Here is a 24,731-nt window from a genome sequence, read left to right as displayed (position 1 = left end):
ATGACATATCAATTAGACGAGATGGATTGTGGTCCATCTTGTTTGGTTATGATTGCTAAATATTACGGAAAAGAATTTAGCCTGTCTTTTTTTAGAGAAAATTCTTTTATAACCAAAAATGGCGTAAGTCTTTTGGGGATTTCGCAGGCCGCCCAAACGATAGGCTTTGAGACAATATCTGCGAAATTAACACTTGATAAACTTAAGGAAAAAGAAGTCGAACTGCCTTGCATACTTCACTGGAATCAAGCACACTTTTTAGTCTTATACAAAATTAAAAAGAGCAGATTTCTTAAAAAAACATATTATTACTTAGCAGATCCAGCCCACGGCTTCATTAAGATAGATGAAGAAGATTTCTGCAAGGGATGGATAGCTAGCTCAATGAAGGGCATTGCTTTATATTTAACTCCCGGTAATTCTTTTTTTAAACAGAAAGAAATAAAAGAACAGAATAATCTTTCTTATCTCTTAAATTACATAAAGCCATTTAAATGGCAAATGACAAAAATTTTTGCAACTCTATTTTTAGGAAGTTTGCTGACTCTGGCCTTCCCTTTTTTAACTGAAAATTTGGTTGATAAAGGCATAAAAGCTAAAAATATAAATCTTGTTACATTAATTCTTTTAGCTCAGCTTTTTCTTTTCTTTGGGCAAACAATAGTAGAGATCATAAGAAATAGAATTCTGCTTTATGTTGGATCAAAAATCAATATAAACATCATTGCTGATTTTTTTGGCAAATTAATGAGCATGCCTTTAAAATATTTCGATGCTAAAAGAATTGGTGATTTGACGCAAAGGATCCAAGATCATAAAAGAATCGAAAATTTTTTAACTTCCCAAAGTGTTCAGATTCTTTTTTCTTTAATAAATTTTTCTGTTTTTTTTGGAGTTCTTGCATATTATAAGTGGTCATTATTGTTAGTATATACGTGTATAACACTCTTGTCTATATTATGGGTTTTATATTTTCAAAGACAAAGAAAAATACTTGATTATAACAGGTTTGACTTATTAGCAGATAATCAAAGTACCACTTATGAACTTGTAACCGGAATGCAGGAGATAAAACTGAATAACTTTGAAGAATACAAAAAAAATCAATGGAAAGAATTACAGGAAAAGCTTTTAAAGATTAATGTAAAAGTTCTTAATTTAGACCAATTTCAACTTTCCGGATATGATTTTTTAAACAGTTTAAAAAATATTGTTGTCACATTTATAGTTGCTCAAAATGTAATTGATAACAATCTTACTTTAGGCAGCATGCTAAGTGTATCTTATATTATTGGTGAAATGAATTCTCCAATAAATCAATTGATAACTTTTTTTCGTTCACTGCAAGACGCTAAATTGAGTTTTTCAAGATTAAATGAAATTCATAATTTCAAAGTTAATGAAAATCAAATACCATATTTGCCTACTAAAAAATACATGATCACTGATAAAATAGATGGAATTTTACTTAATGATATTAGTTTTCAGTATGAAGGCCCAAAATCTGAATATGTATTGCAAAAGATTAATCATTTTATTCCTGCAAATAAAATTACTGCAATTGTTGGTTCAAGCGGAAGTGGTAAAACAACTCTTTTAAAAATTTTATTGATGTATTATGATGTAACGGAGGGAGAGATTTTAGTAAATGGAAAAAATTTGAAAGACACTAAACTTGAAGAATGGAGAAATGAATACGGAGTTGTTATGCAGGACGGATTCATTTTTTCAGAAACCATAGAAAGGAATATTGCTACCTCTGAAGTAGAAATTGATAGTGAAAAGTTAGAAAATGCCATCAAAACAGCAAATCTGTCCGACTTTATCAATAGTCTTCCTCTGGGCTTAAAAACTAAAATAGGTTCTTCAGGAAGTGGGATTTCCGGAGGTCAAAAACAAAGAATTCTGATTGCTAGAGCTGTTTATAGAAATCCAAAATATTTATTTTTTGATGAAGCCACAAGCAGTTTGGATGCCGAGAATGAAAGAATAATAATGGAAAATTTAAATGTTTTTTTTGAGGATAAAACTGTATTAATTGTAGCACATAGATTGAGTACCGTTAAAAATGCAGATCAAATTATTGTTTTAAAAAACGGTAAAATTATAGAAATAGGCACTCACAAAGAATTAGTAAATAAAAAAGCAGATTATTTTAATTTAGTAAAAAATCAGCTTGAGTTAGGTGTCTAAATTAGTAGAGCACTTTATACCTTAGTAGCCTTCAACTTTGCGATAAAAACTAAAAAAGAAGATAAATAATATGTTGAGACCAATGAAAAATATAATTAGAAAGTACTAAAAAGAATGATACTATTCTGTTCTTTAGTCGAGCAATGTTTTTTTTTTATTGTTATACAATCAGATTTTGATCTGAATAATCTCCCTACTATATTTTAACATTTAACCCTTACAATACTTATGAACCGCTTACGAGTAAAATATTAAGCTAATTATCTTATAAATTCACCTAAAAATAAGCAAATTTCTTTAAATCATTCATAAAATGGTTTGTAAATTGCAAACTAGACTGTCTATATTTATTAATATTTATATTGACCGTCACGGGATTTAAACCAAAAAATTTAATATTGTTTGATATTTATTTTATTTAAATCATCCCAAAAATGGTTCGAGAATTGTCCCGTTAGGGCTATTTAAAAAGGTATTTAAAATTTTATTTTTTTACCAACTAAAGCAATTAGATATTCTATAGTTACTATACTGAGCGGGAAGCATTCAATTATCTAACCATTTTATTGAAGATTACTATATGATTATTGCACTTGCATCTTAAAAATATACATAGGATAATCTTTAACTTTTTTGGATATCTTTTATAGATAAAAATAGTTGAAAAGGCGCTTATAAAGCGCCTTCATCAGCAAAGGAGTAGTAGGATTCGGAAGTTATAATTAATGAATCCAGTAAGGTGATATCAAGGAGCCTTCCTGCTTCTTTTACTTTTCGAGTTATCTGTTTATCGGCTTCAGAGGCTGTTAGGTTTCCTGAAGGATGATTGTGGATCATCATCAAAGATGTGGCATTTGCCTTAAGAGCTGCTGAGAATATTAATCTAAGATCTACAACAGTTCCTGCAATTCCTCCAGAAGAAATTTCGTAAATACCAAGTGCTTTATGAGCGTGATTCAAAAGCAATACTTTGAACTGCTCGAAGAATTCTATTTTATTATAATCCCAAGCTGAAAGCATTAGTATATATGCATCTTTTGAAGATTTGATTTGTGGTCTTTCAGAGTTTTTTACTTTTGTTTTGTAGATCAGTTCAATTTCAGATACAGTCTGCCAGTTTTGATTTAAAGTTTCCATAGTTTCTATATTTTATATTAATTATGGAACATTCGCTGGGAATCGCTCAGCAAGCGCAAAAAGCAACGCAATAAAGCAGGAATTTTTTCCTGCATTTATGGGGGAATTTTTTGCTAGCGCCCGCAGGCGATTCCCGAACTTTGTGACGAAATTAAATAAGATTAAGAAGAATAAAGAGCCGTTTGATTACCTAATTTTATAGTGAAAGATCACTATAATATGTGTGAAGAAAAATTAAACTCTTCGATGATTAAAATATAAAACTTTGAAGGGAATTGATAATTCCACGATCTGCCAAAATTCAGCTTATTTTATTACTCTTCTTTTGTCTTTATACTCATTTTGAGATTGATCTTAATTTATTATTTTAGTAGTTAAATTGCATAAGTATGAATTGGGAAGCCAAAATTATCACGTATAAAAAAGAAAAGAGAATAGCAGTTTATTTTGAGAAAAACACCGAATTAATAGTTCGAATAAAAAAGCTAACAGGTTCTCGCTGGAGTCAAACTTTGGGAGTTTGGCACCTTCCTAATACGGTTGAAAATAGAGAGCGATTTCATTTGGCACCTCCCTCTTATTCCTTACCATCAGAAGAAGGCATTGAGCAAATCGAAAAATTCAAACAAATACTGCGTTCCAAACGTTACAGCGAAAACACTGTTACGACTTACAGCGAAGCCCTGAAATCTTTTTTGGTTTTCTACCGGGAGAAAGCGGTTGCCGAAATTACGAACGAAGATGTGATTGTATATAATAACGAGCATATCTTAAAGAATAATCTTTCGGCTTCTTATCAAAACCAAATCGTTAATGCTATTAAATTGTTTTTTCAAATCATTCGAGAAACCAAGATGATAGTGGATAAAATTCATCGTCCCAAAAATGCCAAAACCCTACCTAATGTTTTGAGCAAAGAAGAAGTCAAGTTGATTTTGAATGCCCATAGTAACATCAAACACAAAATGATGCTTTCGCTGATATACAGTTGTGGCTTGCGCTGTGGTGAATTATTAGCGCTTAGACCTGTTCATGTCGATTCTAAAAGAAATATTGTATTGCTTAAAAACTCCAAAGGAAAAAAAGACAGAATTACACCTTTATCTCCTAAAATTTTAGAAATGCTTCGGGAATACTATGTCTTATTTAAACCCACAACCTATTTGTTTGAAGGTGCAAATCCTGGTGAGCCCTATTCAGAAAAAAGTTTGCAAAGTGTATTAAAACAAGCACTCAAAAAAGTTGCCATAACAAAACCTGTAACTTTACATTGGTTGCGCCATAGCTTCGCTACGCATTTACTTGAAAGCGGAACTGATTTAAGGTATATTCAAGAATTATTAGGCCATCAAAGTAGTAAAACTACCGAAATTTATACCCATGTTAGTACAAAAAGTATTCTACAAATAAAAAGTCCGTTTGATGATTTATGAAATAAAAATCCTATTTTTGAAAAGAAATAATACTGACAATTGTCAGACATAGCGACCCAATTTAGGGTAGATAAGTCGGACGTAGTCAGACATATATACAAGTTATGCCTCAGTTTAGAAACCGAAAACAAACGATAAAATAATAATTAAAAAAAAATTGATATGAATTTTGACGATATAAAAAATGAACTGAACAATCCGACCTTCAAAATTGACATAGGAACTTTGTTGGTAAATATTCATTCTACTAATCTTATGAATAGTTATCACTTAAAATCAATATTAAAAAGACAAGTTGAAATACTAGAATTACAAAAAGGAAAAACAGGACAAGAACTCGAAAGTGCCGTAGAAATAGAGATTGAAGAATTGAATAATCAGTTTTCGGAGTGGCTAAAAGAAGATTTAATAAACGTCGTGAACGACTGTTCTCACGACTAACTATTCTTTCTATTTGAATTTTATTTATTGAAAACATAATATCTGATTTTTAAAATTGTTTCCAACTTTAAAACGGCGCGGAAGCGAAACCGAAAAATTGGAATAAATAGAAAACCGAAAATGGAAAACATAAATGACTTAATTGAATACAATATTAATTTTATAAAAAACAAGCCTAATTTCAGAATACGAAGACTTGAATTAAAAAATTTAGATGGAAACACATTACCAACCAACGATTGTATTTCATTACATAAAATACTAATAGAAAAATCTCTAATTTTTGAAAGCGAACACAAAGATTTGTTTTTAACAGGAATGTCTGAAGAAATAATATTAAATGGCGGTTGGTTAAACCATTTAAGAATTGAAAAAGATAAAATTGAAAAAGCTGAATCAAAAGAAATTTTAGAAATTGCAAATCTAAAGCTACAAAAAGAAAGTTCTGAATATTCTAAAACTTTGCGCCAAAAAGAAGAAGAAATTCGTAACCTAACAAGGGATAACTTAAGGCTTGGTAATTGGGATATTCGATTTAGATGGTACATTGCAGTAACTAGTTTTATAATTGGATTTATAATTAAATATTTCATTGACAAGTAATATGCTTCCAACTTTAAAATGGTGCGGAAGAGAAATCGAAAATTGGAATAAATAAAAAACCGAAGGCATAACAGCCACTACAACGGATTTGGGCAATAGGGTTAATGGAAAAATTGGTTTGTATTTGGAAGATTTGGCAAATCCGAAGATTGGGCTTAATTTAATCCCAAACCCGCTGTAGTGCCAGAACGTTAGGCATTATTTAAAAAACCGAAGTGCAAATGAAATATAGAATTATGAAGATTATGGCTTCCTCTTTTTTTCTGCTTTTTTTGTGTTACTGTACAATGAAAGATAAACAACTTTCAAATATTGTCATTGTAGACAAAACTCTAAAAGAAAATCTCCAAATCAAAAAATTAAACAATCAAAGAGAAGTTTTTAATTTTAATGAAAAGATGAATAATGATACTTTGAGAAAAAAAACAAGCAGTGTCATTTACAAAAGTTACAAAGATGAAAGCTTAGAGTCTTCAAAAATGAATAATTGCAGAAGTATGATTGATGATGGTTTTTTTGGACAAAAAGGTAATTTAATTATAAAAATAGGCTTATTTAATGGAATTGGAGGAAGTGGTTTTAATGTCCTTCTCAATAAAAACATTTATACAATCAAGCCTTATTTGTCGGAATGTTCACCTGACCCTAAAAATAAAAAAACTTACAAAACTATTTACCAAGAACTTGTACTTGACAAGCTAAAATATAAAAGTGGAGATAGTTTGTTTGGTAAAATTAAATTTAAAATAATTGAACAAAATATGTATGAAAAAAAGGAACATATTGCAGAAGGATATTTTAGAAGTTTAGTGGAATAATAAACAATGCCTAACACACGCTACAAGCAATTTGGGCATTTGGCTTAATGGAAAAATTGGTTTGTATTTGGAAGATTTGGCAAATCCGAAAGATAACACTGATTTAGTCCCAAACTGCTTGTAGCGCGAGAACGTTATGCGTCATTTTGCCTGAACAGAAACTAAAGAATAACAATCGAAATGAAAAAAGTATTTGTAATTATTATTTGCAGTTTAAGTTTAGTTTCTTGCGCACAAAAGAAAGAAATTGAGATTGAAAAAGTTAGTAATATTAAAACTGAAAGTTTTCAAGTATTGGCGAAATTTATTCAAAATCAAGGCGGAGATAAAGTCCATACAATCAAATACAAAATATTAAAAAATTTATCCAAAAATGAAATTGGAGAAACTATTGAAGTTGGATTTTATAATTACAAACTATACGAAAAAGAGCAAGACACTGTTTTGCTGACAATTGAAAATTATAATTTGCAAAAAATTAAAGACTATTTCATTTTTCCTGATTATGACGCCAAAAAGGGAATTGAAAAAGCAAGAGTTGATTATGTTGATTCTGAATATTGGGAGAATTGTGAAACAGGTGCAGAATGTAATACTTTGAATTTTAGCAGAAAATCAAAAAATGAAAAATGGTTTTTGATCTTACCATGTGGCGGAACATTTACAGATGTAACTTTAACGAAAAATGGTGAAAAAAATCCAATCAAGAAATTAGAAATAGAACATTCAAAATGTCCACCATATTTTGAACTAACCGAATTTAAAGATGGAAAATATTTCGCAAATATGATTGCTTGTGGTTTGGGCGGAAAAATAGAATTTAATATAATAACAACAACGGAATAAATAAAAAACGACGCATAACAGCCACTACAACGGATTTGGGCATTTGGCTTAATGGAAAAATGGTTTTGTATTTGGAATGATTTGCTTCGCCTATTCGCTATCGCTCGGGTGGCAAATCCGAAAATAGACCTAATTTAGTCCCAAACCCGCTGTAGTACCAAGACGTTATGCATCATTTAAAAGAGCCGAAATGAAAATATTGACCTTTATTTTTTCCATACTTTTCTTTACGGGTTGTAATTCGGATAGCAAAAAAGTTAGTGATGAAATTTTGAAAGCTAAAAGCCAGAAGTTATTAAAAGCATTTAACGAAGAAAGTAAAATAACTTCCGCCGATTCTGATACTTTAATTGACTTGAATTATGATGATATTAAAGATTTTGTAATTGGGTATTATGGACAATCCGGAACCGGTATAAAAAATAAGATCCGAGTTTATCTTTATGATATTAAAAAGGATAATTATGTTTTAAACGAACAATTATCGAACTTATCAAATCCAACATTTTACATTGAACAAAATAAGATAACAGAATTCTATATTGGTAATGGTGGCGGAAGCGGAAGAAAACTTGAATGGATTAACGGAAAGTGGATTTTGACTAAAATGTTTGAAGTTGATGAAAATGAAATTAAAACAGTTTGGAAGATTACATATCCTTTGAAAAAGAAAACTGAATATTTTGCCTTACCGTATAAAATGATTCCGCCAAAAGAAATTTTAGAAACAGACGTTAAAGAATAAACGATGCATAACAGCCACTACAACGGATTTGGGCAATTGGCTTAATGGAAAGTCGGTTTTGTATTTGAATGATTTGGCAAATCCGAAGAATGGGCTTAATTTAGTCCCAAACCCGCTGTAGTACCAGAACGTTATGTGCAAGCTTAAACAATATTGAGTGAAAAATACAATTACATTAGAAAATATTCACACTTTTTCAATTCCATTGCAAGAACATCCGTTGAAATGGAAATTTGAGGAAGATGACAAAAAATTGTCAGCCGAATTTGAAGACCAAATTATTCCTTTGACTTCCGAAGCTTCTAAATTTTTATGGAATTTCGAAAGCACACAAAGATATCTAAACTCTATTTCTGCTGTTGGAAAATATTTTAACGAGCAAAATGAATTCTCATTTGGCGAAAACGACAGTCAAAAAGTTAAGAAATGGCTTTTTGAAAGGGGAATTCCGTTTGACCAAAAAGTGTTTTGGGTAACACAACCAGAATGGGGATTTATATTGACTTGGAAAATGGTAATCAAATTTTCTGATGAATTATTTTTTGGAACAAACGAATTAATTTGGGACAAAACTCTAAATTGGGCCTTGATTTATGACCACAATGATGTTTTCTATTTCGGAAAAAACAGAAATTTTAATGCTGAAAAACATAGCGAAGAAATAACCGAAATAGAAAAAATGATTAATAAAAATAGTGGAAAAGCCAGCACATAACAGCTACTACAACTGATTTGGGCAATTGGCTTAATGGGAAGTTGGTTTTGTATTTGGTATGATTTGGCAAATCCGAAGAATGAGCTTAATTTAGTCCCAAACCCGCTGTAGTGACAGAACGTTATAGGCAACTTTAGAAAAAATAGACTTAAAAGAAAAAATATGACAGCTTTCCTATCTAAGTTATTTGGAAATAAAAATGAACAAAAAAAGAACGGAAATTTTTTCTCTAAAGATAATTTCTATGTAATTGAAGCTGATTATCAAGACGGAAACTCGATGCTCGGCTCGATTGATTTTGCTTATAAAAATTTCATTGAAAAGGCAAAATATCCTTGGTGCTTGGAAATCAATATAGCTCTGAAAATCGAAAATTGTACAGAAAATACTTTGCCAATAGAAAGTGAAAGTAAAATTGCAAATAAACTTGAAGATGAACTTTTAAAAGAAATTCAAAAAATTGAAATTGCTCACTATATCGGACACATCTACAACGACAATTTTCTAGATTGTTTTATTTATTTAAATAATCCAGAAGAAGTTAATAAATACCTGCAAACGCAAGTTAACAAAGAAGGTCTATTAAGAGGATTTGGATACAAAATAAACCAAGATCCAACTTGGGAAAAAGTTGAAGCATACTTTAACATGTAAAAACCAAGAAAAGCTACCTATAACAGCCACTACAACGGATTTGGGCATTTGGTTTAATGGAAATATGGTTTTGTATTTTGGATGATTTGGCAAATCCGAAAATAGGGCTTAATTTAGTCCCAAACCCGCTGTAGTGCCAGAACGTTATATGCAAGCGCATTGAATTATACCAATTCGGTAACCAATTAGATAAATTTTAAAATTGAATGAGCTTGAAAAAGAGTAAGCAAAAAAATAAAAAATCACATTTAAAAGAGTATAGCAAAGATTATCTAAAAATAGGATTGGTATTTTTTTTTATATTATTCGTGTTTAGAGAACCTTTAATTTATTCAACAATTTTATCCAATTTCAATGTTGAATATGCAAAAGGGTACATTATTGATGAAAAAAATTATGAAAGAAGAGGACATTTGACAGATAAATTCAGTTACTCTTATAAGTTCTATTACGACAATGAAGAATATTTCAATGTCAGTAATAGAAAAGAATTAAAAGTCGGAGATAGTTTGATGATTGAGTTTAATAAATATTTTCCCTTTATGAATAGAATTGTAAAATCAAATTAAGTGATTATGCCAGCATATAACAGCCACTACAACGGATTTGGGTATTTGGCTTAATGGAAAAATGGTCTTGTATTTGGAATATTTGGCAAATCCGAAGAATGGGCTTAATTTAGTCCAAACCCGCTGTAGCGCCAGAACGTTATGTGTAATGCCACAGAAAACCAAAAAATGAGAAATATAAAATCAATTTTGACTTTTATCTTAGTTCTGACTTTTGCTAATATTTATGCACATAAAGACCGAATTGAAAAACCACAATCATTCAAATTTACTTTTGAGAATAAGGAAGTTGTGAAGTTGAATTCATCAGATTCAAAATTAAAGACATTTTGTAATGAAATAGTTAGCCGAAAAAGAAAGCTTGTTGAAGCGCAAATGACATACAAAACTGGAGAAATTGTAACGGCAAAATATGACGGTAAAAATTGGACTTCAATAAAAATATCCAATAAAACTGAAGATCTATTTGTTCCGAAAAATGTTTTGAAAAAAATAACTGAGATTCATTTCTCAACTTTAAGTTTATTATGGTCGGGAGATAGTGAATATGCATTTAATTCATCCTATTTTTATATTAAGTTTGATATTGGAAGGGTAAAATATTTTAATGAATTGCCAAGTTTGAGTATAAATTTTGAAAATAAGAAATATTCAAATTCTGAAATATGGAAAAAAGTCAGTACGAATTCAACTCAAGGAGCAGATCTTTAAGATAGTGAAAGGCACTACACATAACAGCCACTACAACGGATTTGGGCATTTGGCTTAATGGAAAGTTGGTTTTGTGTTTGGAGTATTTGGCAAATCCGAAGAATGGGCTTAATTTAGTCCCAAACCCGCTGTAGCGCCAGAACGTTGTACCTAATTTTAAAAGACCAAAAACGAATGAACATATTTCCAAAAAGTGATTATACTTTCAAAATAATTGGAGAAGAAACAGAAACTCTTGAACGTTTGAAAAGAAGAACTGAACTGTCTGAAAGTTTGACTTCAAAAATAACCGACAAATCATTTCGTGGAATAATTAAAGACAATACATTTAGGATAATATCCTCAGAAATTGGAAAAGGCGCATTTTGTGTTTTAACAGGCGAAATTGTTAACAAAGATGGACAAGTTGAAGTGGAAATAAATAAAGCCTTCCGAATTTTGTTAAGTGTTTTATTGTGCTTTCCTTTCATTGGTTTAATTGCTCAATTTTTTTCTAATAAAGAACAGTTTTCAATAATCTTTATACTTGTGGCAATACTACAATTATTAATGATTAGATATGTTTTTATTGAATTTGCATTCAGACGATTCTCAAAATCTAGTTTAAGTAAATTGAGTGACGTATTGGACATAGATCACCTTGAAAAAAACTAGGTACAACAGCTACTACAACGGATTTGGGCAATCGGCTTAACGGAAAGTTGGTTTTGTATTTGGAATATTTGGCAAATCCGAAGAATGGGCTTAATTTAGTCCCAAACCCGCTGTAGTACCAGAACGTTGGCGGTAATTACACATATTCAGATCAAATGAGTTGCTTCAGCTAACGAAAGAAAGTGAAAATTTATACGAATATTTTAAACTAGAAATGACTGATTTTAAAACATTAGTCAAAACTTAAAAACGAAAATTGAAAATATTTAACTCAAATTTAAATTAATGAATGACTCAAAAGATTTTATATGTAACCGAAATTATAGAATTTGGATGTATACTGTTAGCCATTGCACATTAATATTAAGAAGTGAAAAACAGTATTTCGATGTAGAATACAATGATAAATATGACAACCCAAACACCACAATTGATGTGATTTTAAATGGAGTAGATTTTATATCTATTCCTAGTAATTTTGATGGAATATATATTAAAAAAGATAATGATAAATTCATTTTTAATAATAATGAAAATTGGTATGTGAAAGCCTTCAATTGTTGGATTGGTAAATATGACGGAGAGATTGAAGATCAAATTTGGCAGAGAGATTTAGATTATGACGAAATTATACACCTTTAACACAAACTACCGCCAACAGCTACTACAACGGATTTGGGTAATTGGCTTAATGGAAAGCTGGTTTTGTATTTGGGAGATTTTGCAAATCCGAAGAATGAGCTTAATTTAGTCCCAAACCCGCTGTAGTACCAGAACGTTAGCAGTAATTTTGCCGTAGAAACAAAAAAATCTATGAAAACAAACATTAAAAATTTCACTTTTACACTTATAATAATCTTGACTTTAACAAGTTGCGAAAACTCACAAAATAACAAAATGGGAATATTTGACAAACTCTTTAATAAGAAAGTAACCGAAAATAACGAAGAAATAACAAGTATTCCAGAAAGTTGGTCAATCTTACAATCTGAAAACAATGGTAAACCAATGTTAATTCGAAAAAATGTTGGTTGTGAAAAAATTGCGGGAAATAAAAATTATTCTACAGGTTGCGGAATTGCATTTCAAGTGAAATTTCCTGATGAAAATGGCTTGCCAAATGCAGAAAAAGAACCTGAATTAAATACTTTAGAAGATGATATTTTTGAAATCTTCGAAAAAGATTTAAACGCAATTATCCCAATCGTTATTACGACTTCGGGTTTTAGAGAATATGTGATTTATACAAAAGATTTATCTGAATTTAAAAATAGACTTTCGAAACTTAAAGAGAAACACAAGCAATACGAACTTACGAGTTATAATAAAGAAGATGGAAATTGGAAAACGTACAAATCGTTTTAAATAAAAAAACTACTGCTAACAGCCGTTTGGCGTGATTGGGGTTTTAGGCTTAATTTAAAGATGGTTTTGTATTTGGAAAATTTGTGTTTAACCGAAAAATCCCGCATCTTTAATCCCCCAACCTCACCAAGCGCCAGAACGTTATAGCCAATGATAAGATAAGACAAGACAACAGATGAAACATACAATTATATTTTTCCTTATAATTTTTTCAACATTAAAAGTTGAAGCAAAAAAAATGGTTTACCCCATTGAAATAATCTCCGGAATGGCAGACATTATAGTCATTGGGGAAATTGACATTGTGAAAGATAATTCATATACCTTTAAAATTAGTGAAACATTAAAAGGAAAAGTTTATAAAACAATTTCTGTGCAGAAGTTTAAAGAATGGACTTGTGATACAAGATTTGGTAAAGTACTAAAAGGACAGAAACTTTGTCTATTTCTGAAAAAAGGGTCAACTAATTGGACAATTATTAACGGAAGTACGGGCGAACTCCTAATTTCAAACAACTATATCACTTTGGGTGGTGATGAGGAATACATACACGTTGATTATAAATTTACTCCATACCGTCTTTTAATTGAAGAATTTAAAAACGGTATTAGAGAATTTAGTAAATGTTACCGATTCATCGGCGAATATGACTTTATGGATAAAAAAGCTCATTTTGAACAAATATGTGATGACAAACAAATTTCAAAATTTAAAAGCATTAACAAGTTTTCAGCTTGGCTTTATAAAAGAATGACAAAATACCCAGTAGTTAAAGTGTAAAATCACTGGCTATAACAGCTACTACAACGGATTTGGGCAATTGGCTTAATGGAAAATTGGTTTTGTATTTGAATGATTTGGCAAATCCTAGGAATGGTCTTAATTTAGTCCCAAACCCGCTGTAGTACCAGAACGTTATATGCCATTTTAAAAGAACACTATGCAAAGTAGAACTAATAAAATCATTCTAATTCTTTTTCTTTTGACTTTGATTTCGTGTAGCAGAAAAAAAGAAGAAGAAAATCCGATTAAATATTTCGAATTTAGTTACGACGATACTTTTGGTTCAAGTTTTACACTAGTTTACAAACCTAAAGACAGTTTATATATCAGACAGCATTGGTCAGCAAGTGAAGTATTTGACAGTTTAAAAATACCGAAAGGTAAAACAAACTATTCCGCCAAAATTAACTCAAGTGATGAACAAAGCTTAGTGAAACTTATTTCAGAACTGAAACTTAGAAAACTTAAAAATGAATATTTTGAAGATTATAGTGATGGTCGGACTTATGCAGTATTTATAGATAAAGATTCTATAAAAAAGTTAATTTCTGTTCATAGCCACAATGCTCCAAAAGAACTTGATAGTTTAGCAAGATGGATTTATAAGTTCAAGCAAAAATTAAAACTCACTAAAACAAAAAAGGAACCGAAACTGAAAAGTGCAAAATATGTACTTCCGCCTCCACCACCTCCACCTATTGAGAAAAAACAAAACGGCATATAACAGCCACTACAACGGATTTGGGCAATAGGCTTAATGGGAAGTTGGTTTTGTATTTGGAAGATTTGGCAAATCCGAAAATAGGGCTTAATTTATTCCCAAACCCGCTGTAGCGCGAGAACGTTATGAGCAATTTCACAGAACTTTAATCTAAAATAGAACGGATGTTATTTAACCGACAAATTACGGAATGGGAACACATCGTTAATGGAAGTTGTGATATCGAGTTTGATTATGTCGCAATTGATAGCATTGGTCAAGTTGCAATTTTTAGCACATTTAATAGAGGATTTAAACCAAAGATTGTGACCAAATCTTTCGAAGATTTCTTAAAATTGGATGAGTTCATGGAAACGTTGCCGAAAATAGCAAAGCCAATACAAAAAACTGAAAGTGACGGTATTTATGATGACTGGAAAAAGTATGCGGAATTAGGTTTTTATGCTTATGACAATCAAGATGTGCACAGAACAAATAAATTGGAACGATACGACATTATTTATCAACCAAAAGAGCCTTTGAAAATAGAAAGCCGAACAGAACTTAAAAAGTTTGAAAATATTATTCCGAAATTTGATTTAGTGTTTGGAGAAAATTTAAAGTTTGAGGAATTAGAAAAAGCGCTGAGAGAATAGAAACTGCTCATAACAGCTACTACAACGGATTTGGGCAATTGGCTTAATGGAAAGTTTGTTTTGTATTTGTGAGAATTTGGCAAATCCGAAGAATGGTCTTAATTTAGTCCCAAACCCGTTATAGTACCAGAACGTTATGACCAATTATAAAACAACAGAATGCTAATCGAAAATAAAGGAATAAAGACAGACAAATTTAAAATACCTCCATTCGACTTGAACGAAGGAGAAATTATTGTTTTGCATTTATTCAATGGACAGCATTTCTACGAAACAGAAATGTTCCTCAAAGACATATTTTGTGGGAAGACAATAGACGAAAATGTTGTTGTGTCTAAAAATTCAACATTTGTTGAGCATTTTATTGAACCTAAACTTCGAAGACTTTTTTATCCTGTTACTGTTGGTGAATATTTAAAAAAGAATGCGGATTTGAACAGTGATTATGCGACAAAAATTTATGAAACTGAATGGATTACCGAAAAGACAAAAGTCAATACTCTTGCTGGCAATCCAAGAAGATTATTAAGTTTATATGCGACGCTTTCAAAGACGAGCAACATTGTGTTTGACGTTGTTGGACAAGACCCAAAAGGAGCCGAAGAAACATATGAAATAGTTAAAGATGTAGTAAAAAATGGTGGTTCAGCAATTTTACTTGACGGTTTTGAAGATCTGAAAAATGACTGTACAAAATATATTGAATTACAATGGACATAAGAATAACCGGGCATAACAGCCACTACAACGGATTTGGGCATTGGGCTTAATGGAAAGACGATTTTGTATTTGGGATGATTTGGCAAATCCGACGAATAGGCTTAATTTAATCTCAAACCCGCTGTAGTGCCAGAACGTTACCAGCAAGCATATGAAAAAAAGAAATACACGACTCATAAATAGAAATAAGCAACTCAATGATGGATTGAATAAAAAGTTCAAACCTCTGAGATTGGTGTCTTTTAATTTTGCCCTTTTGTCATTTGTACCTTTGGGATTTGGAATTTATAAAATAGACAATTATATAAATGATGTTTGGTTCGGTCTTATATTTTCAACTTTAGGATTGCTTATTGGAATTTTATTCTACTATTTAATACTTTGCAAAACATTCAAAGATTTGAAAAATTACAATAGAAAAGGATGGTCAATTAGCGCAGGTTTTATTATTGGTTTTGTAGGTTATACATTTGGAATCGCAAGCTTTATGAACAAAAATGAACCAGCAATAATAAATACAAAAGAATATGCAATTGAAGAAAAATCTCAAGGAGTCGGAAGAAATAGAGAAAATTATTTGTTTGTAAAAATTGACAAAAACATTGAAAGAATAATATGCTCAGATAAATATTGGAAATCGGTAAATGTTGGAGAAAATATAAAATTGAGAATTATTACAGGAAAACTTGGATTTGATTTCATTGAAATTGAAAACGAATAAAAAGCCAGCTGGTAACAGCTACTACAACGGATTTGGGCAATTGGCTTAATGGAAAGTTAGTTTTGTATTTGGGATGATTTGGCAAATCCGAAGAACGGACTTAATTTAGTCCCAAACTGCTTGTAGCGCGAGAACGTTATGGGCTAGTTGTGCCGAAATTACGCAGATGAAAACAATCAAAAATAAGTATTTGTTTCCGCATAAAATTTCAAAGCGGAAGCATAAAAGTTGGACTTTTGCTAAATGAAACTTAAAAACTAAAATATAAAAACAGAAAAATGAAATATTCAATTTCAGAAGAAATAAAAGCAAAAGCGATTAAAAAAAACAGAATTTATATGTCTCTTCATTATGGAGGAGGACTTATCATAGCTACTATGATACTATTAAACGATTTCAATTTGTTACCAACAGAAAACTTATTTTATTTCTTTGGAATAATTTTAGTAGCACCCTTTGCTTGGTGGTATTTTGACAGAAACTTTAGAAATAAAATGAATTCAGAATACGAAATCGCAAACGGAAAATTAATAATTACTGAAAATGGAAAGCAAAAAACAACTGAATTGAAATCAATTAGAACAGTAACAAAAATTCCAAGTGGACACCGAATAGTTTCTAATAATGGAACATTTTATATATTAGATGGAATTGAAAATAAAGAAGATTTAATGACCAAACTAAAAGGATAAACCAACTGAAAAGTTTGCGGTTAAAATCATAATTTCGACAAAACAACCAGCCCATAACACACGCTACAAGCAATTTGGGGATTTGGCTTTAATGGAAAAATTCGTTTGTATTTGGAAGATTTGGCAAATCCGAAGAATGGGCTTAATTTAGTCCCAAACTGCTTGTAGCGCGAGAACGTTAGCGGAAATTTTAGAAAACCAAGTCAATAAAGATTTTTTTTTAATGTTATTATTATTCATCTTTTAGATAAAAATTATTGTGAACTTTTTGATATTTTGTTTTTAGATTCCTCTTCGAATTCTTTTTTTCTTCTTTTGTTTGTTTTTTTTCGGTAAATATTCATTTGTGTTTTCTATACGAAATAGAATATCGGTAGGGTTAGTTTTTAAATTACTTTGAGTCTCGCAGACTTCTGAAAATTGTACAGATTTCTGATGATTATGGTTTTGAAAGGACTTGTTTACTATACATTTTTCCATAATTCCTTTCGCACTAAACTCTTTTCCGAGCCCGCTGCCGTTGAAAATACAATTTGTTTTATGATCAACATAAGTTATTCCATAAAGCTGTCCATCTTTACTTTTTCTTAAAACAACATGAATGCCTTCACTTTGAATAGAGTTTGCTAATTTTTCTGGAGTTATGACTTTTTTATCATTGAAAGCGAGTCTTATAGCATTTTTTAAATGGCTTTTATATGACTCTTTTTTTGTTTCATTAATTTTAAATCTCTCTTCCAGAAATTTTAAAGTCGGTTTGTTGTAAAAGTCACTTGCCTTGATTGGCACTCCAACTGGTTTAGAATTTTCATCAAGAATTTTATAAAGCAGTCCATTATTTCTAAAAACTCTTGAATCTTCAGTTCCCCTATCTGCGTGAACATTATACTGATTTAAAACTGCATTGAGTTCTGGAAGGCTTGAATATTTATATTCAAATAAAACTCTGTTTAAAACTCCATTGATAGCCTTTTTGGACTCTGCTTTTCCATATTCTACTTTGCGGTTTGCAATTGGCTGTAAAGAAAATTTTTCTTTTGTTTTTCTTCCTTCCGCTTTTACCAGACCGAATGTTTCCTCTATTTCTTTTCTTGCGGGTTCTGATTTTCTAATTGCCAGTAGATGAAGATCAATCCTTTTTCCATCTCTTTGGATATTATTTGTGATCAGATGCAAATGAGGATGCCCTGCATCATGATGTTGATATACCAGATATGGCTGTTTTCCAAATCCGATTTTTTCTATGTAAACCCTTGCAATCTCGTTGAGCTTTTCTTTGGAATGGTTTTCCGAAGGATCAAAATTTAATGATATATGTACAGCGTTTCGCTTAACGTTTTCGTTAAGGGAAGCCTGTTTTACAAATCGGTTGAGTTTTAAATTAAAATTTAGCCTCTCGAGTTCCAGAGGAAAGTTAATAGCACTTATACATTCTGCTTTTCCTTCTTTTACTTTTATCTCATTGTAGTTTAAAATTCGCTGTACTGAATTACTGGTTTTTATAATTGCAACCATTGCTCTGAGAATTTTTGAGAGTGTATTTTAATTTCCTCTATTTTTTCTAATAGCTTCTTTTTATCTACTTCAAACCAGAATATCTGTGTTTTAAATTCGGATATAGTCTTAAAAGAATTCATCTTTTTGGCAATCTGGTTGATGTTATTTCCTATTGAATTAAGCTCGTTGTTTAGAGTCATTGTTTCTTCGATGTAATCATCAAAAGAAGCATTGCGGTAAGTTGTTACAATAGGTTTGTTAAATAAGTGCCTTCTTATATGGTCACTTAATTTTCGGCAGGTACTTGCTCTAAATCTTTTTTCCAGTTCGGCATACTCCAAAGGAGTTAATCGCAGTCCTACGATTCGTGTTCTGTTTGAATTTTCTCTTTTCATAATCTTTCATTTTCATTGTTTCAAACTCTTTTCTTTCTAGTTTCTCCACCACCGAGTTCCGAGGTAAAGGGTGGCAAGATAGGCGGTTGTTAAACAACCGTTCATCTTGCCAGACCACAGGAATTAGGTGGTCTTTGATTTTTTTCAGCATTTTAAAGACTTTTAGAAAGTCAGTAGTAATAAATAATTTTGGATTAAGTTGAAGTTCTGTTTTATAAATTTTCTTCAAGTGCTTGTGGTTTGTGAGATTTTTTAATTTAATCCATTAACCATTTTAGGTCAACTTCAAAAATAAGGAATGCAAATAGTATTATCACATCATGGCTATATTTTGACTATGATAGTTGTTTACTGTTATTCTTTTTTGGATTGTATCTTAAGGCTTAATAGTAGATCAAAACAAAGCTAATGAAGAAAAATGTTTTTTAAGTATCATAAGTATATTTTACTTATCAAGAGTAAATTAAATACATTCTAAAGAAGAAATAAAGCAGTCGAATATTTGACACTCTGCGCTTATTCTAACTATGAAATGTTAGAATTGATATTTTAAAAAAGAAAAAGGAAAAAAAGAAAGCATTCTAATATTGAACTCAGGCAGTTGAAGTGCTATAAGTCCCGAAGGGTGGCATGACGAAGGAAATGCCATTATGCGCACTTTTCTGTCTAAGTTCAATATCTTGGCTGGATTTATTTTCTTTTAGATCTTTGGTATTTAATTGGAAATTTAAGAAAATCTATAAAGTTTTGATGGTTTAGTTTTGTTTATCTTCTTTATTTCCTGTGTGAACATTACCGCCTTGTCCAGCATATCCCTTCTGTCGTAGATATGAACACTGCTTGTATTGCTTTTCTTTGATGGATGGGTAACACTACTGATTACAATTTCAGAGAGTCCGAGCAGAGAAAGATTACTCACGAATGTACTTCTTAAATTGTGTGTGCTGAATAAACTGCTGTTTTCAATTTCGGCTAAGTTCAGGACGTTTCTGATATTGATATTTAGATTAGCGAGCGTAATGCAGGTGAAATCAGGAAACTGGAAATTATTATTTTTAATAATTTCCAGTGCTGTTAAAAATAGGGGAGTGTAACATTCAGTGGAAGTCTTTTCCTGAATTGTATGCAAATAATAGAATGCATCTTTATTGTTTTTATACAGTTCAATAGTTCTTCCCTTTGCTTCCTGCATTGACTGAAGTCTCATTCCGGTCTGGCTTGCAATAATAATATATTCTCTGGCCAGCAACATGTTTTTTGATACTGGCTTGCATTTCATTACCTTTAAGATGTCCTCTTCTTTTAAAAAAGCATCGGTTTTTACTGAACTGTTTTTTTCTGCACTGTTGATTAAATTAGCATCGGTTAAATCAAGTGGGATATCTATGTTTTGTTTTCTGGCAGATTTACAAAGCAGTATAAAGTAATTTTGATATGCTTTAATTGTGTTTGATGCAAATTTTTCTTTAGATCTAGACTTATAGCCTTCAATTTCAAGATCACCTGTTTTTATGCTATTGCTTACATCCCAGAAATCTCTGTAAAGTTCTTCATTAAGATTTTCAAATATCAATTTGCTTTTAGCCTGCTGATATCTTTTTACAAGAGGTACAAGATTCCTAAACGAATTGATGGTATTCTCTTTTACTTCATCTTTTCGTCCGCTTCCAATAAGATTTTCTAAATGTTTGATGTGGCTTTCTAAGAAATAAAGTATTTCAAAGCTTTCTTCAGGTTTTCTTTTTTCTCTTCCGGTAATGGAGTGAAGATAATTTTTTACCTGCTCGGCAGTGGGGTTCTCATTTCTGAAATACACCTGGGCAGATTCTATGTAAAATTCAAAATCTGCAATTTTATTGCGCAATACTTTGTTGAATTTCTCTGATTTTTTGACTGTATTAGGGTCATAAATATACCCCATTTTGCCTCTTTTTTCCCGGATTATTCCAAAATGCTGAGGTAAAACTGTTACTTCCAAAGAGAATTGAAACTTCTTGTAGCCCAATTGTCCGTCTTTTTTACTACTGAAAGCACCGCTGACTTCTGCCATCACCAGTTCAGGTCTGGTGCGGTTTTCCAAGGTTTTACTTCTTGGTTTAAGCGTGTATCTATAGGTAATAGCTTTCATCAAAACAAAGATACAAAAAAAGGATTATATAAGTCTCTAATTAGGTCTCTAATTTAGTGTTATTAGATGGTATTTAATGGTATATTCTGAAATGTTTTAATTTCAAAAAATCATGTAACTATTATATTTTTAAGGGATTAAGTGGTTTTGGTGTTTTTGGGAAAACTGCATTACTTATTCTACAGATAAGTAATTCACTTTGTAAATTGTAAGTTATAAATTGTGAGTTATGAGTGTTTTAGAAAACATAACTTTTTTGCAAAAGTAAACTTTTATCTTACGATTTGCGAATTGTTAATCTTATTTAAGTTTTAAAGAAATGAAAATTAGAAGAAAGCTTTTAAAATTTATCTTTTAGATTAAAAACAGTTTGTAACATTTTAAGGTTATATTCGACATATTTGAAATATAATTCCTTAAATATGAGTGAGAAAGGTATAAACACGGGTGGTTTTGAAGATTTTAAAGTAAACACAAAAATCAAACTTGCAACATTGTGGACTTCCGTAATGTTTTGTTACGTGTACGGAGATTATTTTTCGCTTTATGTTCCAAAGAAAGTCGAAGATTTTATAAGCGGCGATACATTACTCGATTCTCCGGTAAAATTATTTCTCGCAACACTTTTAATGACAATTCCGGCATTAATGATTTTTGCATCGGTAGTTTTAAAACCAAAAATAAACCGTTTGCTTAATCTCTTTTTCGGAATAATTTATACCGCCATAATGTTGTTGATAGCGTTTACTACAACTGGATCGTGGTGGAGTTTTTACATTTTTCTTGCATTAATCGAAAGTGTACTTACATCAATCATATTTTGGACTGCACTTAAATGGCCAAAACAAGTTTAAACTTAAAGGTAAAAGCATGAATCAAGAATCAAAACTATCGTTTAGAAATACAGGAAGAATTGCTGGTTTGTTATATTTAGTAGTCGTAATAACAGGAATTTTTAGTTTGGGATACGTTCCTTCAAAATTAATTGTTTGGAACGATACTGTTGCAACTTTTACTAATATCGTTAATTCTGAATTTCTTTTTAGACTTGGTATTGTAAGTGGTTTAATCTGTTATACTTTCTTTTTGTTTCTGCCTTTGGTTTTGTACAAATTATTGAAATCCGTTCATAAAACGTACGCTGTATATATGGTTGTTTTGGCGATTGTAAGCGTACCGATTTCGTTTATAAACATGCAGAATAAATTTGCAGTACTTTCTATAATTGGTGCAAAAGAACCGCAAAAAGATCTTGTGATGTTTTATCTCAATCAATATGATTACGGAAATTTAATCGCTCAGGTATTTTGGGGACTTTGGCTTTTTCCGTTGGGATATTTAATTTTTAAATCAGGAATAATTCCGAAATTTTTAGGAGTACTATTAATGTTGGGCTGTTTGAGTTATTTAATAAATTTCTTCGGAAATGCATTATTTCCAAATTATTCTGAACTCGGAATATCTTCGTATGTGAGACTTCCAGCAACTCTAGGTGAAATCGGAACGTGTATATGGCTTTTAATAATGGGAGCGAAAAATAACATTATTGTTGCCGATTAACATATTGATTTAAAACAGGACTCAAATCTAAATAATGAATTTGCGACGGAACATTTATGATCGGTTTTCGAATCAAGGTTTCATTTGTTACATAATAATGAAGTCCATCTGTTGTCGTAATTCCTTCTATTTGATGAAAAGAAAGCTGAAGATCAATTCTGCGCTTGTTTCCCGATAGAAAGTCATTATTTTTAAAATCATATAATAAATAGAGAAAAGGCTTTCCAAGTTTTGAGTAGCCACAAAGAGCAATTAGTTTTTTTGACTCCAAATAAGTTGCTCCAGTAACCAAGCCTTTGGTGTCAAACGTTTGTTTTAATTGAGCAATATGATTTCCTGGTTGATTTGGCAAAGCATAAATACTAGTTTTAGATGACTTCCATTGTTTAGTAAAAAGAAAAATACTGTCTTTGGTTACTATAGAAGCTTCGCAGTCAAAATTGGTTGTATTTGGTTTTTGGGCTAAAAAATCAGTTTGATTCGAATAAGTGAATGAAATTTTTTCAATTATTGGTTTTTCGTCTAAAAATGTTTTTTTATCAATCTTTAAAATATTCAGATCATTTCTATTTCCGGCAGCATTATTTCCAAAATCACCAATGTAAATATGGGAGCTGTCTTGTGATATCTCTTCCCAATCATGATTTATAGCCTTATCTAAAATAATTCTTTTTTGAATTTTTCCCAAAGTGTCGAATCCATAAATATGTTGGTCGTGATCATCATTGTGCGTCCAAAGCAAGTTGTTAAACGAAATTAATCCCGAGGTTTCTTTGATTGTGTCACTTAGTTTTACCGAATATTTCGGTTTCAATTTGAAAGAATCATATTGACAGCTTCCATTGTTTACAGTGGACATTGGATCATAATTGCTTGCAAGAGAATCAGTACAGCGATTTATTTGAGAAAAAGCTACCTGAAAAACCATTAAGAAAAGGAAAGTTAATATTTTCATTTACAAATATTTCGCTCAATTGATTCGGCAAAAGTAAATTTTAATATTCTGAAAGCGTTTAAAAAATCTTAATATAATAACCTAATGAAGTACAATTTTTTTAAAATAACATTGTTATCTGTTATGGTAATATTATGGTTAATCTATATTAAGTTAAGACAATTCTTTCTTTATGGCTTTCAGTATTCAAATTAGAAATGTATTTTTGCAAAGATATTAGAGGGGTATTCTTACTTTGTTTTATTTAAGTTGTTGTTTGTTAACTTCTTATATATGAAGTTGCTTATTGTACTTACTTTGTTAAAGTATCTTTTGATAAAAAAAACTTAAAATTTGTCAATATATTTGCCGCTAATGTGAATTTTTCTGCTTTCAAATTTTGGGAGTTGGAAGGGCGAAGCCATGTGTTGAAAGCAAATGTTAGTTATTTGTAAAATTAAAGTAAATAAATTGTTATGAAAATAGGAATTACATTTAGTGCATTCGATTTATTGCATGCAGGACATATTACTATGTTAGAGGAGGCAAAGCGTCAGTGCGATTATTTAATTTGTGCTTTACAAACAGATCCAACTTTAGATCGTCCCGAAAAGAATAAACCGACACAGACAGTAGTAGAGCGTTACATACAATTAAAAGGATGCAAATTCGTTGACGAAATAGTTCCCTATGCTACAGAACAAGATTTAGAAGATATTTTACGTTCTTTCAAAATAGATGTACGCATTTTGGGAGATGAATATAAAAATAAAAAATTTACAGGAAGAGATTACTGTGAGGAGAAAGGAATAGAATTATATTTTAATAAAAGAGATCATCGTTTTTCGAGCAGTGGACTTAGAAAAGTTGTTGCTGAAAAAGAAGCTCTAAGGGTAATTTAACATTTATAGTAAGAATAATACAGCAATAAAGAAAAACGCTTGTTGATTTGGTCTTTTTTTTTAATTTCAACTAAAAAAAGTTCTGATTTTTTGGGTAATTCAGATTTTAAAAATTATCATTGCAGATCGTTAATGACTTGATTTTTAATCTTAAATTA

The 24,731-nt window shown here is 30.7% G+C and carries 28 protein-coding genes; 23 read left to right on the top strand and 5 right to left on the bottom strand.

The window, feature by feature from the left end; all coding sequences use genetic code 11:
• Nucleotides 1–2,193 (top strand): peptidase domain-containing ABC transporter, encoded by a 2,193-nt coding sequence (locus tag EV145_RS08290; RefSeq protein WP_133524746.1) that lies wholly within the window; start codon nt 1–3, stop codon nt 2,191–2,193.
• A gap of 672 nt (nt 2,194–2,865) precedes the next feature.
• On the opposite strand, the gene EV145_RS08285 is transcribed toward EV145_RS08290, so the two are convergent.
• Nucleotides 2,866–3,330: a RadC family protein gene (locus tag EV145_RS08285; protein ID WP_035685144.1), complete on the bottom strand. Its 465-nt coding sequence runs from the start codon at nt 3,328–3,330 to the stop codon at nt 2,866–2,868.
• A 389-nt stretch (nt 3,331–3,719) separates the two neighbouring features.
• On the opposite strand from EV145_RS08285, the gene EV145_RS08280 reads away from it, so the two are divergent.
• From EV145_RS08280 to EV145_RS08190, 19 genes are all read left to right on the top strand, one after another.
• Entirely contained in the window at nt 3,720–4,763 is a 1,044-nt protein-coding gene (locus EV145_RS08280; RefSeq protein WP_133524745.1) for a tyrosine-type recombinase/integrase, read from the top strand.
• 162 nt (nt 4,764–4,925) lie between these two features.
• Nucleotides 4,926–5,204: a hypothetical protein gene (locus tag EV145_RS08275; protein WP_133524744.1), complete on the top strand. Its 279-nt coding sequence runs from the start codon at nt 4,926–4,928 to the stop codon at nt 5,202–5,204.
• Between the two features lie 120 nt (nt 5,205–5,324).
• The gene (locus EV145_RS08270; RefSeq protein WP_133524743.1) at nt 5,325–5,807 is read left to right on the top strand and encodes a hypothetical protein; all 483 of its coding nucleotides are present in this window, start codon (nt 5,325–5,327) and stop codon (nt 5,805–5,807) included.
• Nucleotides 5,808–6,028: 221 nt separating this feature from the next.
• Nucleotides 6,029–6,625, top strand: a complete 597-nt coding sequence (locus EV145_RS08265; protein WP_133524742.1) for a hypothetical protein — start codon at nt 6,029–6,031, stop codon at nt 6,623–6,625.
• A 180-nt stretch (nt 6,626–6,805) separates the two neighbouring features.
• The gene (locus EV145_RS08260) at nt 6,806–7,471 is read left to right on the top strand and encodes a hypothetical protein (protein WP_133524741.1); all 666 of its coding nucleotides are present in this window, start codon (nt 6,806–6,808) and stop codon (nt 7,469–7,471) included.
• 190 nt (nt 7,472–7,661) lie between these two features.
• A complete protein-coding gene (locus tag EV145_RS08255) occupies nt 7,662–8,216 on the top strand; it encodes an XAC2610-related protein (protein WP_133524740.1) in 555 nt (184 codons plus the stop codon).
• Between the two features lie 157 nt (nt 8,217–8,373).
• Nucleotides 8,374–8,931: a hypothetical protein gene (locus tag EV145_RS08250; RefSeq protein WP_133524739.1), complete on the top strand. Its 558-nt coding sequence runs from the start codon at nt 8,374–8,376 to the stop codon at nt 8,929–8,931.
• A gap of 162 nt (nt 8,932–9,093) precedes the next feature.
• On the top strand, nt 9,094–9,585 hold the full coding sequence (locus EV145_RS08245) for a DUF695 domain-containing protein (RefSeq protein WP_133524738.1): 492 nt from the start codon (nt 9,094–9,096) through the stop codon (nt 9,583–9,585).
• A gap of 212 nt (nt 9,586–9,797) precedes the next feature.
• Nucleotides 9,798–10,154, top strand: a complete 357-nt coding sequence (locus EV145_RS08240; protein WP_133524737.1) for a hypothetical protein — start codon at nt 9,798–9,800, stop codon at nt 10,152–10,154.
• 168 nt (nt 10,155–10,322) lie between these two features.
• A complete protein-coding gene (locus EV145_RS08235) occupies nt 10,323–10,865 on the top strand; it encodes a hypothetical protein (protein ID WP_133524736.1) in 543 nt (180 codons plus the stop codon).
• 174 nt (nt 10,866–11,039) lie between these two features.
• The gene (locus tag EV145_RS08230; protein ID WP_133524735.1) at nt 11,040–11,519 is read left to right on the top strand and encodes a hypothetical protein; all 480 of its coding nucleotides are present in this window, start codon (nt 11,040–11,042) and stop codon (nt 11,517–11,519) included.
• Nucleotides 11,520–11,804: 285 nt separating this feature from the next.
• Nucleotides 11,805–12,161 (top strand): hypothetical protein, encoded by a 357-nt coding sequence (locus EV145_RS08225; protein ID WP_133524734.1) that lies wholly within the window; start codon nt 11,805–11,807, stop codon nt 12,159–12,161.
• A gap of 171 nt (nt 12,162–12,332) precedes the next feature.
• Entirely contained in the window at nt 12,333–12,884 is a 552-nt protein-coding gene (locus EV145_RS08220; RefSeq protein WP_133524733.1) for a DUF695 domain-containing protein, read from the top strand.
• A 175-nt stretch (nt 12,885–13,059) separates the two neighbouring features.
• Complete coding sequence (locus tag EV145_RS08215) at nt 13,060–13,665, top strand: hypothetical protein (protein ID WP_133524732.1); 606 nt, start codon at nt 13,060–13,062, stop codon at nt 13,663–13,665.
• Nucleotides 13,666–13,825: 160 nt separating this feature from the next.
• On the top strand, nt 13,826–14,392 hold the full coding sequence (locus tag EV145_RS08210; protein ID WP_133524731.1) for a hypothetical protein: 567 nt from the start codon (nt 13,826–13,828) through the stop codon (nt 14,390–14,392).
• A gap of 161 nt (nt 14,393–14,553) precedes the next feature.
• Nucleotides 14,554–15,024 (top strand): hypothetical protein, encoded by a 471-nt coding sequence (locus EV145_RS08205; RefSeq protein WP_133524730.1) that lies wholly within the window; start codon nt 14,554–14,556, stop codon nt 15,022–15,024.
• A 159-nt stretch (nt 15,025–15,183) separates the two neighbouring features.
• On the top strand, nt 15,184–15,744 hold the full coding sequence (locus tag EV145_RS08200) for a hypothetical protein (RefSeq protein WP_133524729.1): 561 nt from the start codon (nt 15,184–15,186) through the stop codon (nt 15,742–15,744).
• Nucleotides 15,745–15,895: 151 nt separating this feature from the next.
• Complete coding sequence (locus tag EV145_RS08195; RefSeq protein ID WP_133524728.1) at nt 15,896–16,465, top strand: hypothetical protein; 570 nt, start codon at nt 15,896–15,898, stop codon at nt 16,463–16,465.
• Between the two features lie 278 nt (nt 16,466–16,743).
• Nucleotides 16,744–17,157, top strand: a complete 414-nt coding sequence (locus EV145_RS08190) for a hypothetical protein (protein ID WP_133524727.1) — start codon at nt 16,744–16,746, stop codon at nt 17,155–17,157.
• Nucleotides 17,158–17,439: 282 nt separating this feature from the next.
• Here the strand turns inward: EV145_RS08190 and EV145_RS08185 are convergent, their stop codons facing one another.
• The 3 genes from EV145_RS08185 to EV145_RS08175 form a co-directional block, all read right to left on the bottom strand.
• On the bottom strand, nt 17,440–18,672 hold the full coding sequence (locus tag EV145_RS08185) for a relaxase/mobilization nuclease domain-containing protein (RefSeq protein WP_133524726.1): 1,233 nt from the start codon (nt 18,670–18,672) through the stop codon (nt 17,440–17,442).
• Complete coding sequence (locus tag EV145_RS08180; RefSeq protein WP_133524725.1) at nt 18,657–19,049, bottom strand: plasmid mobilization protein; 393 nt, start codon at nt 19,047–19,049, stop codon at nt 18,657–18,659. Before EV145_RS08180 ends, EV145_RS08185 begins: the two co-directional genes overlap by 16 nt.
• 727 nt (nt 19,050–19,776) lie before the next feature.
• Nucleotides 19,777–21,129 carry a hypothetical protein gene (locus tag EV145_RS08175; RefSeq protein ID WP_133524724.1) on the bottom strand — a complete coding sequence of 451 codons (1,353 nt, stop codon included), beginning with the start codon at nt 21,127–21,129 and terminating at the stop codon, nt 19,777–19,779.
• 470 nt (nt 21,130–21,599) lie between these two features.
• On the opposite strand from EV145_RS08175, the gene EV145_RS08170 reads away from it, so the two are divergent.
• Together EV145_RS08170 and EV145_RS08165 are read left to right on the top strand one after the other, a co-directional pair.
• Nucleotides 21,600–22,031, top strand: a complete 432-nt coding sequence (locus EV145_RS08170; RefSeq protein ID WP_133524723.1) for a DUF6326 family protein — start codon at nt 21,600–21,602, stop codon at nt 22,029–22,031.
• Between the two features lie 16 nt (nt 22,032–22,047).
• The gene (locus tag EV145_RS08165; RefSeq protein WP_133524722.1) at nt 22,048–22,737 is read left to right on the top strand and encodes a DUF4386 domain-containing protein; all 690 of its coding nucleotides are present in this window, start codon (nt 22,048–22,050) and stop codon (nt 22,735–22,737) included.
• Here EV145_RS08165 and EV145_RS08160 read toward each other — a convergent pair.
• Nucleotides 22,721–23,692: a T9SS C-terminal target domain-containing protein gene (locus EV145_RS08160; protein WP_133524721.1), complete on the bottom strand. Its 972-nt coding sequence runs from the start codon at nt 23,690–23,692 to the stop codon at nt 22,721–22,723. The genes EV145_RS08165 and EV145_RS08160 overlap by 17 nt on opposite strands.
• A 455-nt stretch (nt 23,693–24,147) precedes the next feature.
• Here EV145_RS08160 and EV145_RS08155 point away from each other — a divergent pair, with 455 nt between their 5' ends.
• On the top strand, nt 24,148–24,573 hold the full coding sequence (locus EV145_RS08155; RefSeq protein WP_133524720.1) for an adenylyltransferase/cytidyltransferase family protein: 426 nt from the start codon (nt 24,148–24,150) through the stop codon (nt 24,571–24,573).
• Nucleotides 24,574–24,731 lie beyond the last annotated feature (158 nt).

This window comes from Flavobacterium sp. 245 (genome assembly GCF_004362055.1).
Classification (GTDB): Bacteria; Bacteroidota; Bacteroidia; order Flavobacteriales; family Flavobacteriaceae; genus Flavobacterium.
This window is presented reverse-complemented; position numbering and strand designations above follow the sequence as displayed.